Below are 11,735 nucleotides of genomic sequence, written 5' to 3'. Positions count from 1 at the left end.
CCATTTACCGCCCGTCACCCGAACTGAGCGTTTGAACACACCCCGTTACAAGCGACCTGACCCCCTCGCTTTTTTCGTCCGCTGCGACATTTTGTCCGAGGCCAATTTTGACCTTACGCGGCGTATGGAAAGGCCGCAGAATCAGCGTTGGAAAGCATTGACCCAGGTCATGGCGCGTTGCAATGACCCCCTGCTCTCTGCATACTTGCGGCCGATTTTAATCCTAATAAAACACCTAAACCGTGGAACCTTAGAATGAGCACAGCAATCAGTCCGACTGCTTATAACTATAAGGTAGTCCGCCAGTTCGCCATCATGACGGTGGTCTGGGGGATCCTTGGCATGGGGCTCGGTGTCTTCATCGCCTCGCAACTGGTCTGGCCGGAGTTGAACTTCGGTCTGCCGTGGACGAGCTTTGGACGCCTGCGCCCGTTGCACACAAACCTGGTGATTTTCGCCTTCGGTGGTTGTGCACTGTTTGCCACTTCCTACTATGTCGTGCAGCGAACCTGCCAGACGCGACTGATCTCCGACAGCCTCGCCGCCTTCACCTTCTGGGGCTGGCAGGCGGTTATCGTCGGCGCAATCATTACCTTGCCGCTGGGTTACACCACCACCAAGGAATACGCCGAACTGGAATGGCCGCTGGCCATTCTGCTGGCGATTGTCTGGGTCTCCTACGGGCTGGTGTTCTTCGGCACCATCACCAAGCGCAAGACCAAGCACATCTATGTCGGTAACTGGTTCTACGGCGCGTTCATCGTCGTGACCGCGATGCTGCACATCGTCAACCACGCCTCCTTGCCGGTGAGTTTCTTCAAGTCCTACTCCGCCTACTCGGGCGCGACCGACGCGATGATCCAGTGGTGGTACGGCCACAACGCCGTGGGTTTCTTCCTGACCACCGGTTTCCTCGGGATGATGTACTACTTCGTGCCGAAACAGGCCGAACGTCCGATCTACTCCTATCGTCTGTCGATCGTGCACTTCTGGGCCCTGATCACCCTGTACATCTGGGCCGGCCCGCACCACCTGCACTACACCGCGCTGCCGGACTGGGCACAGTCGCTGGGCATGGCGATGTCGATCATCCTGCTGGCGCCAAGCTGGGGCGGCATGATCAACGGCATGATGACCCTGTCGGGCGCCTGGCATAAGCTGCGCACCGACCCGATCCTGCGCTTTCTCGTGGTGTCGCTGGCGTTCTACGGCATGTCGACCTTCGAAGGTCCGATGATGGCGATCAAGACCGTCAACTCGCTCTCGCACTACACCGACTGGACCATCGGCCACGTTCACGCCGGCGCTCTTGGTTGGGTAGCGATGATCTCGATCGGCGCGATCTACCACATGATCCCGAAACTGTTCGGCCGTGCGCAGATGCACAGCGTCGGCCTGATCAACGCGCACTTCTGGCTCGCGACCATCGGTACCGTGTTGTATATCGCCTCGATGTGGGTCAACGGCATCACTCAAGGCCTGATGTGGCGTGCAATCAACGATGACGGCACCCTCACCTACTCGTTCGTCGAAGCGCTGCAGGCCAGCCACCCGGGCTACATCGTCCGTGCCCTGGGCGGTGCTTTCTTCGCCAGCGGCATGTTCCTGATGGCTTACAACGTCTGGCGCACCGTGCGCGCCTCGAACGCGGCTGAAGCCGAAGCCGCCGCCCAGATCGCTGTTGTTGGAGCTCACTGATGAAGCATGAAGCTGTCGAGAAGAATATTGGCCTGCTGGCCTTCTTCATGGTCATCGCCGTCAGCATTGGCGGCCTGACCCAGATTGTTCCGCTGTTCTTCCAGGACGTCACCAACAAACCGATCGAAGGCATGAAGCCGCGCTCGGCACTGGAACTGGAAGGCCGCGACGTCTATATCGCCAACGGTTGTGTCGGCTGCCACTCGCAGATGATCCGTCCGTTCCGCGCTGAAACCGAACGCTATGGCCACTACTCGGTCGCCGGTGAAAGTGTCTGGGACCACCCGTTCCTCTGGGGTTCCAAACGTACCGGCCCGGATCTGGCTCGCGTCGGCGGTCGTTACTCCGATGACTGGCAACGTGCGCACCTGTATAACCCGCGCAACGTGGTGCCTGAGTCGAAAATGCCGGCTTACCCGTTCCTCGTGGAAAACAAGCTCGACGGCAAAGACACGGCCAAGAAGATGGAAGTGTTGCGCACGCTCGGCGTCCCTTACACCGACGAAGACATCGCCGGTGCAAAAGATGCCGTGAAGGGCAAAACCGAAATGGACGCGCTGGTGGCCTACCTTCAGGGCCTGGGCACCATCATCAAAAGCAAACGGTGATTCTTCATGGATATCGGGATGATTCGCGGCCTGGGCACCGTTGTCGTGATGGTGGCCTTCATCGGTTTGGCGTTGTGGGTGTTCAGCCCCAAGCGCAAGTCGGAGTTTGAAGACGCAACCTTGCTGCCTTTTGCGGATGATCCCGAAGCCATCAAGCACGTCGAGCAAGCTTCTAGGAGTAACAAAGAATGACTACATTCTGGAGTCTGTACGTCACAGTCCTCAGTCTCGGTACGATCTTTTCCCTGACCTGGCTGCTGCTGTCGACCCGCAAGGGCCAGCGCAGCGAGCAGACGGACGAGACGGTGGGCCACTCCTTCGACGGGATCGAGGAGTACGACAACCCGCTGCCGAAATGGTGGTTCATGCTGTTCGTGGGCACCATCGTGTTTGCCTTGGGTTATCTGGTGCTGTACCCGGGCCTGGGCAACTGGAAAGGCCTGCTGCCGGGCTACAACTACCTCGATAACGACAAGCAGACCGCGTTCGCCAACGGCCAGACCGGCTGGACCGGCGTGCACGAGTGGGAAAAGGAAATGGCCCGCTCGGACGCCAGGTTCGGTCCGATCTTCGCCAAGTTCGCGGCGATGCCGATCGAGGAAGTCGCCAAGGATCCGCAAGCACTGAAAATGGGTGGCCGTCTGTTCGCCTCCAATTGCTCGGTGTGCCACGGTTCCGACGCCAAGGGCGCCTATGGTTTCCCGAACCTGACCGACGCTGACTGGCGATGGGGCGGCGAGCCGGAAACCATCAAGACCACCATCATGGGCGGTCGTCACGCGGTGATGCCGGCCTGGGCCGACGTCATTGGCGAGCAAGGCGTAGCCGACGTGGCTGCCTTCGTGGTGACCCAGCTCGATGGCCGCAAACTGCCGGAAGGCACCAAGGCTGACCCGGCCAACGGCCAGAAACTGTTCGCAGCCAACTGCGTGGCCTGCCACGGCCCGGCCGGCAAAGGCACCCCGGCCATGGGCGCGCCTGACCTGACCCACCCGGGCGCGTTCATCTACGGTTCGAGCTTCGCACAACTGCAGCAGACCATCCGCTACGGCCGTCAGGGCCAGATGCCGGCGCAGGAACAACTGCAAGGCAACGACAAGGTGCACCTGCTGGCGGCCTACGTCTACAGCCTGTCCCACGGTGAAAAAGCCCCGGAAGCAGAGGCCCAGTAAGGCCAACGCTTGATGCAATGAAGAATCCCCCGCCAGTGCTCTGGCGGGGGATTTTTTTATGGGGCACTGGCCCAGATCGACTTCACCGGCACGGTGGCCACCGGCGTACGTTTGCGCCACTGATTGTCCTCGACCAGACTCACCTCCAATTGCTTGCGATCCTTGGAAAAACTGGCGGTCAGGTAGGTCTGCTGAGAGGCCGATCCGCTGAGAAACACCGGCACGCCCCCCATGGAGGTCTGGCTGCCACCCTCGCCGTGGAAATGCCCGGCGAACATCGCCGTCACCTGATACTTTTCAATCATTTCGCGAAAGCGCTTCTCTTGATCCCAACTGCCTTTCCACTCATAGGGTTTGTGCATGTTGATAATGATCGCGTAACCCTGCGCGCGCGCCGTTCGCAAATCATTTTCCAGCCAGTCCAGCGACTCCCTGATGTCGAAGGTGGTCGGATTCAACGCATGGGAAATTTTCACCGTGTAAGTGGGCTCATTGTTCAACTGCACCAAGTGCACTTCACCGATATTCTTTGAATAAGCCAGACTACCCAGATAATGCTTGTTCAAAAAACTACCGGTAATTTCCAGATCGAACTCATCGACTTTATCGACATGATGATCACGGTAATCAACAATACTGCCCGCTGCACAATTTTCGCTGAAACAGTCTTTCACGTTGTTCTGATAATCGTGATTACCCAATCCGTAGAGCACGTGATCGCCAAAGTGTTTCTTCAGCATCGAACCGATGTAGGAGCGCTGCCAGCCATGGCCGAATGCGGTCATGTCACCGTTGATCATCAAAGGCACGGTGTCCTGCCCGCCCATCTCGGTGCGGAACTGGGCAATGCTCGCGAACTGGGTTTCCACCAGCCATTTCGCGCGCTTCTCGAAATCTGCACTCGATTCATCTTCACCACTGTCCGATTTCTCCGTCCACGGGTATTGCGGATCCGAGGCGAACACCATGTGTTGCGGAGCACCTTCATTGGCACTGGCGAGAGAAGTCAGTGACAACAGACACAGACACACGAAAAAAATTTTAACTTCCTTGATTTTCATAACATTCCATTATTCCGTTAATTTTCGACAAATGAACATGCAACTAACACGCTGCAGAACAGCCACTAAGCTATTCGAAAAAAACAAGAAAACAAAACCCATTAATTAACTAATGATATTTCCAGAATATTAAAATCACCTTCGAAATTAATACTTTGAGACACATGCCTGATGGACTCGATTCGCTATGCTCTGTAGGGTCGTCCACAGCCCGTTGACCCTCATCGGAGCCACTTCAAGGATGAAGCCGCTATGTTGAATGACAGTAAAAACCCTCTCCCGGTTGATCAGAAACTCACAGACAACGATCAGGCAATCGATCCATCGAACCACCCCGTGGAATCGATTGCCGTGACACTGGGTAATCCGTTGCAACCCGACTCCAGAAGCACCACAAAGCCCCACAGAAATACCGGCAGTCTCGAGAGCCTGGGCGGCGGCAGACTTCCCTGAGTCTTGACGCCACGTCTGAATCAATCCGAGCCGGTCTGCGCCTTGTGCGAGGCTGGCTCGACTGATGCCTGCCACGGACCGACCAACGGACGGCTGAGTCCTGTCTTCCTCGATTGCCGCCCCCAAGGCGAAGTAGTAACGTTGCTACATCTGTATTGCGAGAGGTCAACCATGATGGCAATCACCACCATCTCCAGCCGTGAATTCAATCAGGACACCAGCAGCGCCAAAAAGGCTGCGCGTCTGGGTCCAGTGATCATCACCGACCGTGGCAAGGCCTCTCATGTTCTGTTGAGCATTGAGGAATATCAGAAACTGAGCGGCGCAAACACGAGCATTGTCGATTTGTTGGTCATGCCGGAGGCTGCCGACATCGATTTCGAAACCGAGCGCGCAATCATCATTCATCGTCCCGTGGATCTGTCCTGATGTATTTACTCGACACCAATGTGATTTCCGAACTTCGCAAGCCGCAGGCCGATGCCAATGTGGTCAGTTGGGCCAAAGGCGTCATCGCCCCGCGCCTGTACATTTCCGCCATTACTTTGAAAGAACTGGAAACCGGAGTACTGCGAATGGAACGGCGTGATCCTGCTCAAGGAAAGCTGTTGCGCAGTTGGCTGACGCGTCACGTCATGCCGGCATTCGAAGCCCGAATCCTGCCGGTTGATGCCGCGGTGGCACTGCGTTGTGCCAGCCTGCATGTACCCGACCAGGCCAATGAAAGCGATGCGTTGATCGCTGCCACGGCCCTGGTGCATGGACTCACGGTGGTCACGCGCAATGTCGGTGATTTCCGCTCGAGCGGCGTCGCCCTGATCAACCCATGGGAACATTGAATTAGCCGCCACCCCAAAACCGTCCATACTCAACAAGTCAATTGATCTGCATCAGGCTTTGCTGCATTCGCTACACCAATAATGCCTTTTTCCCAACGCGACCAAAGGTCGCACCCTTGAGTTAGAGCGACAGGCGTATCATTGCGACACTGCAACACCCCTTTCTGACCGCGGTCGGCACGTATCGACCGAGGCATTTGTCCACTGCCGTGGGATGCAATGATGAGCAACCAGATTCCGGTACACGACGTCACACCACCGAGCCAAAACGCGAACAGCAGCGTCGACCTTTACGCCTCTCGAGAAAAAATCTACACCCGTGCCTTCACCGGCCTGTTCCGCAATCTGCGGATGATCGGCGGCGCCGCGCTGTTCCTGTTGTATTTCGGTACGGTGTGGCTGAACTGGGGCGGGCATCAGGCGGTGTGGTGGAACCTGCCGGAACGCAAGTTCTTCATCTTTGGTGCGACCTTCTGGCCGCAGGATTTCATTCTGCTGTCCGGCCTGCTGATCATCGCGGCATTCGGCCTGTTCTTCATCACCGTTTACGCCGGCCGCGTCTGGTGCGGCTACACCTGTCCGCAAAGCGTATGGACGTGGATTTTCATGTGGTGCGAGAAGGTCACCGAAGGCGACCGCAACCAGCGGATCAAACTCGATAAAGCGCCGATGAGCGGCAACAAATTCCTGCGCAAGCTCGCCAAGCATTCGCTGTGGCTGCTGATCGGGTTCGTTACCGGCATGACCTTTGTCGGTTACTTCTCGCCGATCCGCGAGCTGGTAATCGAGTTCTTCACCGGCCAGGCCGATGGCTGGTCATACTTCTGGGTCGGTTTCTTCACACTCGCTACCTATGGCAACGCCGGTTGGCTGCGCGAACAGGTGTGCATCTACATGTGTCCGTATGCGCGCTTTCAGAGCGTGATGTTCGACAAGGACACCCTGATCGTTTCCTACGATCCGCGTCGCGGCGAAAGCCGTGGCCCGCGCAAGAAAGGTGTCGATTACAAGGCCATGGGGCTGGGCGACTGCATCGATTGCACCATGTGCGTTCAGGTGTGCCCGACCGGTATCGACATCCGTGACGGTCTGCAGATCGAGTGCATCGGTTGCGCCGCGTGCATCGACGCCTGCGACGCAATCATGGACAAGATGGACTACCCGCGTGGCCTCATCAGCTACACCACCGAACACAACCTGTCCGGCCAGAAAACCCATAAACTGCGGCCACGCCTGATTGGCTACGCGGTGGTGTTGCTGGCAATGATCAGCCTGCTGGTGACCGCGTTCTTCATGCGTTCGCTGGTCGGCTTCGACGTCAGCAAGGATCGCGTGCTGTACCGCGAGAACGCCGAAGGCCGGATCGAAAACGTCTACAGCCTGAAGATCATGAACAAGGATCAGCGCGACCACACTTACGTGCTGGAAGCCGCCGGTCTGCCGGATCTGCGCCTGCAAGGCAAACGCGAGATCAAGGTGCCGGCCGGCGAAATCTTCAGCATGCCGGTGGAGTTGTCGAGCGCACCGGAACAATTGCCATCAAGCACCAACGAGGTGAAATTCATCCTCAAGGATGCCGATGACGACAGCGTTCACGTAGAAGCCAAGAGCCGATTCATCGGCCCACAAACCCGTTGAGAGAACTGAACATGCCCGCAGCAAACGTCGCCAGCCCTTGGTACAAGCACCTTTGGCCGTGGATCATCATCGGGATTCTGGCCTGTTCGGTGACCTTGACCCTGTCGATGGTGACCATTGCAGTAAACAACCCGGACAACCTGGTCAACGACAACTACTACGAGGCCGGCAAGGGCATCAACCGCTCGCTGGATCGCGAGCTGCTGGCGCAGGATCTGAAGATGCGCGCCAGCGTGCATCTGGATGACCTGACCGGCGAAGTCGACCTGCGCCTGAGCGGCGACAGCCAACCGAAAACCTTGGAACTGAACCTGATCTCGCCGACCCAGCCGGAGAAGGATCGCAAGATCGTCCTGACCCGCAGCGAAACCGAAACCGGCCGTTACATTGGCCAGCTCGGTGACAAGGTCGAAGGCCGGCGTTTTGTCGAATTGCTGGGCACGCAGGACGACCACGTGTGGCGTATGTTCGAAGAAGAACAGGTCAGCCACGACAAGGACCTGCTGCTCGGTGATGAACCGCTGCAGGGCGCCGAAGACCTGGATAAATAAAAATCTGCACTGTGGCGAGGGAGCTTGCTCCCGCTGGGGTGCGAAGCGCCCCTATAACCAGCTTCCCGGTTCATTCAGGCAGAATGAGTTCGCTGCCATACGACTGCTTCGCAGCCGAGCGGGAGCAAGCTCCCTCGCCACAATAGATTTGTACGGCATCACAAATGACCACCCCACTCCCCTGCTACCACTGCGCCCTGCCCGTCCCGTCAGGCAGTCGCTTCACCGCCGTCGTGCTCGGGGAGTCCCGCGAGTTCTGCTGCCCCGGCTGCCAGGCCGTGGCCGAAGCCATCGTTGCCGGTGGTCTGGAAAGCTATTACCAGCATCGCAGCGAAGCTTCGGCCAATCCCGAAGCCTTGCCGGTGCAACTGACCGATGAACTGGCGCTGTACGACCGCGCCGACGTGCAAAAACCCTTCGTCCGTCACGAGGGCGAACTCGCCGAAACCACCCTGCTGATGGAAGGCATCAGTTGCGCTGCCTGCGGCTGGTTGATCGAGAAACACCTGCGCACCCTGCCGGCAGTGGCCGAGGCGCGGCTGAACCTGTCCAACCATCGCCTGCATGTGCAATGGGCCGACGCACAATTGCCGCTGAGCCAGATCCTCGCCGAGCTGCGCCACATCGGTTACGCCGCCCATCCGTATCAGGCCGACCGCGCCAGCGAACAACTGGCCAGCGAAAACCGCCTCGCCCTGCGCCAGCTCGGCGTCGCCGGATTGCTGTGGTTCCAGGCAATGATGGCGACCATGGCCACCTGGCCGGAATTCAACATCGACCTCAGCCCCGAACTGCACACGATCCTGCGCTGGGTCGCGCTGTTCCTGACCACACCGATCGTGTTCTACAGCTGCGCGCCGTTCTTCAAGGGCGCGATGCGCGATCTGCGCACCCGCCACCTGACCATGGACGTCTCGGTGTCACTGGCGATCGGCAGCGCCTACATCGCCGGGATCTGGACCTCGATCACCGGGGTCGGTGAGCTGTATTTCGATGCGGTCGGCATGTTTGCGCTGTTCCTGCTCGCCGGGCGCTATCTGGAACGCCGCGCCCGCGAGCGCACCGCCGCTGCCACCGCGCAGCTTGTGAACCTGTTGCCCGCCTCGTGCCTGCGCCTCGACGCCAATGGCCAGAGCGAACGCATCCTGCTCAGCGAATTGCGCCTGGGCGACCGTGTGCTGGTGCAACCGGGTTCGATCCTTCCGGCGGATGGCAAGATCCTCGACGGCCAGTCGAGCATCGACGAATCGCTGCTGACCGGCGAATACCTGCCGCAACCGCGTACCCTTGGCGATGCGGTCACCGCCGGTACGCTGAACGTCGAGGGCGCGCTCACCGTCGAGGTACTGGCACTGGGTCAGGACACGCGCCTGTCGGCCATCGTCCGCCTGCTCGATCGCGCCCAGGCCGAGAAGCCGCGACTGGCTGAAATCGCCGACCGCGCTGCGCAGTGGTTCCTGCTGTTGTCGCTGATTGCCGCCGCAGCGATCGGCCTGTTGTGGTGGCAGCTGGATTCGTCGCGGGCGTTCTGGATCGTGCTGGCGATGCTGGTCGCGACCTGCCCTTGCGCGCTGTCGCTGGCAACCCCGACGGCGTTGACCGCCGCCACCGGCACCCTGCACAAACTCGGCCTGTTGCTGACGCGCGGCCATGTGCTGGAAGGCCTGAATCAGATTGACACGGTGATCTTCGACAAGACCGGCACCCTCACCGAGGGGCGGCTGGTTTTGCGTTCGATCCGTCCACTGGGCGCGTTGAACAGTGACCAGTGCCTGAGCCTTGCCGCCGCATTGGAAAATCGTTCGGAGCACCCGATTGCTCGTGCCTTCGGGCGCGCGCCACTGGCGGCTGAAGAAGTGCACAGCACGCCGGGACTTGGCCTCGAAGGGCTGGTGGGCGCGCAGCGTTTGCGCATTGGTCAGGCAGAATTTGTCTGCGCCCTCAGCGACTCGTCGATCCCGGCAATGCCGGATGAGCCGGGCCAATGGCTGCTGTTGGGGGACGATCAAGGGCCGCTGGCCTGGTTCGTCCTCGACGATCGCCTGCGCGACGATGCGCCCGCCCTGCTCGCCGCGTGCAAGGCGTGTGGCTGGCGCACGCTGCTGCTTTCCGGCGACAGCTCGCCGATGGTCGCCAGTGTCGCCGCCGAGCTGGGTATCGACGAGGCCCGTGGTGGTCTGCGCCCGGATGACAAACTGCAGGTGCTGCAGCAGCTGCATCAAGAAGGACGCAAGGTGTTGATGCTCGGCGATGGCGTGAACGACGTGCCGGTGCTGGCCGCTGCCGATATCAGCGTGGCCATGGGTTCGGCCACCGATCTGGCGAAAACCAGTGCCGACGCGGTGCTGCTGTCCAACCGCCTTGACGCGCTGGTGCAAGCCTTCACGTTAGCGCGCAGAACCCGTCGGGTAATCATCGAGAACCTGCTGTGGGCGGCGCTGTACAATGGCCTCATGTTGCCGTTCGCCGCCCTCGGCTGGATCACTCCGGTGTGGGCGGCGGTCGGCATGTCGATCAGTTCGTTGACCGTGGTGCTTAACGCCCTGCGCCTGACTCGCCTGCCGAGCGCGCCGGTCGCCAGCACCCGTTCAGAAACCCGCCCGTTGCCGGCCTGAGCCGCGCGGGCCTGGAGTACCGATGCCAGCTCTTTACGTGATGATCCCGGCCGCCCTGCTGATCGTGGCCATCGCCGTGTACATCTTTTTCTGGGCGGTGGACAGCGGACAGTACGACGACCTCGACGGCCCGGCCCACAGCATCCTGTTCGACGATCAGGACCCGAACCACACCGCCGCCGTGGACGAAGCCAAATCCGACAAACCACAGGACAAGGCGCCACCCCATGCTTGAGCTGGCGCCTCTGCTGGTCTCGGCACTGATCCTCGGCCTGCTCGGTGGCGGGCATTGCCTGGGCATGTGCGGCGGCCTGATGGGCGCGCTGACCCTGGCGATTCCCAAGGAGCAGCGCAGCCGACGCTTTCGTCTGCTGCTGGCGTACAACCTCGGACGCATCCTCAGTTACGCGACCGCCGGTTTGCTGATCGGCCTCGCCGGTTGGGCGGTGGCCAACAGCCCGGCGGCGATGGTCATGCGCATCCTCGCCGGACTGCTGCTGATCGCCATGGGCCTGTATCTGGCCGGCTGGTGGAGCGGCCTGACCCGCATCGAAAGCCTGGGTCGTGGTTTGTGGCGTTACATTCAGCCAGTGGCCAATCGGCTGCTGCCGGTGTCGACACTGCCCCGTGCGTTATTGCTCGGCGCGCTGTGGGGCTGGCTGCCGTGTGGACTGGTTTACAGCACGCTGCTGTGGTCGGCGAGCCAGGGCAATGCGCTGGACAGTGCGTTGTTGATGCTCGCGTTCGGGTTGGGCACATGGCCGGTGCTGCTGGCGACCGGGCTGGCGGCCGAGCGGGTGACCGCGTTACTGCGCAAACGCAGCGTGCGCATGGCTGGGGGGTTGTTGGTGATTGTGTTCGGGATCTGGACGCTTCCGGGCCCTCACCAACATTGGTTGATGGGTCACTAATTCTGTGGCGAGGGAGCTTGCTCCCGCTGGGGTGCGAAGCGCCCCCCGATTCGACAGCAAAACCAGGGGCCTGCTGCGCAGTCCAGCGGGAGCAAGCTCCCTCGCCACAAAAGCAGTCACTACCAATCCGCCGTTGATGCAAATCAACAGCCCCGTCGCCGCACCCCGATAGACTCGCCACACTGCCAG

Annotated in this window: 12 protein-coding genes; 11 read left to right on the top strand and 1 reads right to left on the bottom strand. The window is 60.0% G+C overall.

From position 1 onward, the window contains the following. Positions 1-255 precede the first annotated feature (255 nt). From ccoN to ccoP, 4 genes are read left to right on the top strand one after another with little or no spacing between them, the layout of a single operon-like run. Entirely contained in the window at positions 256-1,698 is a 1,443-nt protein-coding gene (gene ccoN / locus AC1RBR_RS09390; RefSeq protein ID WP_007969186.1) for a cytochrome-c oxidase, cbb3-type subunit I, read from the top strand. Continuing rightward, complete coding sequence (ccoO, locus tag AC1RBR_RS09385; RefSeq protein WP_492563964.1) at positions 1,698-2,306, top strand: cytochrome-c oxidase, cbb3-type subunit II; 609 nt, start codon at positions 1,698-1,700, stop codon at positions 2,304-2,306. The genes ccoN and ccoO overlap by 1 nt, the downstream gene beginning before the upstream one ends. Positions 2,307-2,312: 6 nt before the next feature. Further along, positions 2,313-2,498, top strand: a complete 186-nt coding sequence (locus tag AC1RBR_RS09380; RefSeq protein WP_003175465.1) for a CcoQ/FixQ family Cbb3-type cytochrome c oxidase assembly chaperone — start codon at positions 2,313-2,315, stop codon at positions 2,496-2,498. Further along, positions 2,495-3,478, top strand: coding sequence for a cytochrome-c oxidase, cbb3-type subunit III (gene ccoP / locus AC1RBR_RS09375; protein WP_095138672.1), 984 nt, complete (start codon positions 2,495-2,497; stop codon positions 3,476-3,478). Before AC1RBR_RS09380 ends, ccoP begins: the two co-directional genes overlap by 4 nt. 56 nt (positions 3,479-3,534) lie before the next feature. Here the strand turns inward: ccoP and AC1RBR_RS09370 are convergent, their stop codons facing one another. Continuing rightward, positions 3,535-4,539, bottom strand: a complete 1,005-nt coding sequence (locus AC1RBR_RS09370; protein WP_492563963.1) for a metallophosphoesterase family protein — start codon at positions 4,537-4,539, stop codon at positions 3,535-3,537. Between the two features lie 627 nt (positions 4,540-5,166). Here AC1RBR_RS09370 and AC1RBR_RS09365 point away from each other — a divergent pair. The 7 genes from AC1RBR_RS09365 (at position 5,167) to AC1RBR_RS09335 (ending at position 11,546) form a co-directional block, all read left to right on the top strand. Continuing rightward, positions 5,167-5,421, top strand: coding sequence for a type II toxin-antitoxin system Phd/YefM family antitoxin (locus AC1RBR_RS09365; protein ID WP_492567224.1), 255 nt, complete (start codon positions 5,167-5,169; stop codon positions 5,419-5,421). Then, positions 5,421-5,831 carry a type II toxin-antitoxin system VapC family toxin gene (locus tag AC1RBR_RS09360; RefSeq protein WP_139055686.1) on the top strand — a complete coding sequence of 137 codons (411 nt, stop codon included), beginning with the start codon at positions 5,421-5,423 and terminating at the stop codon, positions 5,829-5,831. Before AC1RBR_RS09365 ends, AC1RBR_RS09360 begins: the two co-directional genes overlap by 1 nt. Before the next feature lie 222 nt (positions 5,832-6,053). Then, positions 6,054-7,469, top strand: coding sequence for a cytochrome c oxidase accessory protein CcoG (gene ccoG, locus AC1RBR_RS09355; RefSeq protein WP_095138670.1), 1,416 nt, complete (start codon positions 6,054-6,056; stop codon positions 7,467-7,469). An 11-nt stretch (positions 7,470-7,480) separates the two neighbouring features. Beyond that, positions 7,481-8,020, top strand: coding sequence for a FixH family protein (locus AC1RBR_RS09350; protein ID WP_166495603.1), 540 nt, complete (start codon positions 7,481-7,483; stop codon positions 8,018-8,020). Positions 8,021-8,184: 164 nt separating this feature from the next. Next, positions 8,185-10,635: a heavy metal translocating P-type ATPase gene (locus AC1RBR_RS09345; protein ID WP_492563962.1), complete on the top strand. Its 2,451-nt coding sequence runs from the start codon at positions 8,185-8,187 to the stop codon at positions 10,633-10,635. Positions 10,636-10,657: 22 nt separating this feature from the next. Continuing rightward, positions 10,658-10,870 carry a cbb3-type cytochrome oxidase assembly protein CcoS gene (gene ccoS, locus AC1RBR_RS09340; RefSeq protein ID WP_025110359.1) on the top strand — a complete coding sequence of 71 codons (213 nt, stop codon included), beginning with the start codon at positions 10,658-10,660 and terminating at the stop codon, positions 10,868-10,870. Further along, the gene (locus AC1RBR_RS09335) at positions 10,863-11,546 is read left to right on the top strand and encodes a sulfite exporter TauE/SafE family protein (RefSeq protein WP_097087645.1); all 684 of its coding nucleotides are present in this window, start codon (positions 10,863-10,865) and stop codon (positions 11,544-11,546) included. The genes ccoS and AC1RBR_RS09335 overlap by 8 nt, the downstream gene beginning before the upstream one ends. The last annotated feature ends 189 nt before the right edge of the window (positions 11,547-11,735 follow it).

The organism is Pseudomonas sp. GW823-FHT01D03 (genome assembly GCF_058798255.1).
Note: the sequence above shows the minus strand (reverse complement) of the source record. Positions and strands in the feature narration are given on the sequence as shown.

Coding starts and splice junctions, on each gene's coding strand:
- AC1RBR_RS09370 (WP_492563963.1), bottom strand. CDS start 4,539: ATGAAAATCAAGGAAGTTAAAATTTTTTTCGTGTGTCTGTGTCTGTTG.
- AC1RBR_RS09350 (WP_166495603.1), top strand. CDS start 7,481: ATGCCCGCAGCAAACGTCGCCAGCCCTTGGTACAAGCACCTTTGGCCG.
- ccoS (WP_025110359.1), top strand. CDS start 10,658: ATGCCAGCTCTTTACGTGATGATCCCGGCCGCCCTGCTGATCGTGGCC.
- AC1RBR_RS09360 (WP_139055686.1), top strand. CDS start 5,421: ATGTATTTACTCGACACCAATGTGATTTCCGAACTTCGCAAGCCGCAG.
- ccoN (WP_007969186.1), top strand. CDS start 256: ATGAGCACAGCAATCAGTCCGACTGCTTATAACTATAAGGTAGTCCGC.
- ccoO (WP_492563964.1), top strand. CDS start 1,698: ATGAAGCATGAAGCTGTCGAGAAGAATATTGGCCTGCTGGCCTTCTTC.
- AC1RBR_RS09335 (WP_097087645.1), top strand. CDS start 10,863: ATGCTTGAGCTGGCGCCTCTGCTGGTCTCGGCACTGATCCTCGGCCTG.
- ccoG (WP_095138670.1), top strand. CDS start 6,054: ATGAGCAACCAGATTCCGGTACACGACGTCACACCACCGAGCCAAAAC.
- AC1RBR_RS09365 (WP_492567224.1), top strand. CDS start 5,167: ATGGCAATCACCACCATCTCCAGCCGTGAATTCAATCAGGACACCAGC.
- ccoP (WP_095138672.1), top strand. CDS start 2,495: ATGACTACATTCTGGAGTCTGTACGTCACAGTCCTCAGTCTCGGTACG.
- AC1RBR_RS09380 (WP_003175465.1), top strand. CDS start 2,313: ATGGATATCGGGATGATTCGCGGCCTGGGCACCGTTGTCGTGATGGTG.
- AC1RBR_RS09345 (WP_492563962.1), top strand. CDS start 8,185: ATGACCACCCCACTCCCCTGCTACCACTGCGCCCTGCCCGTCCCGTCA.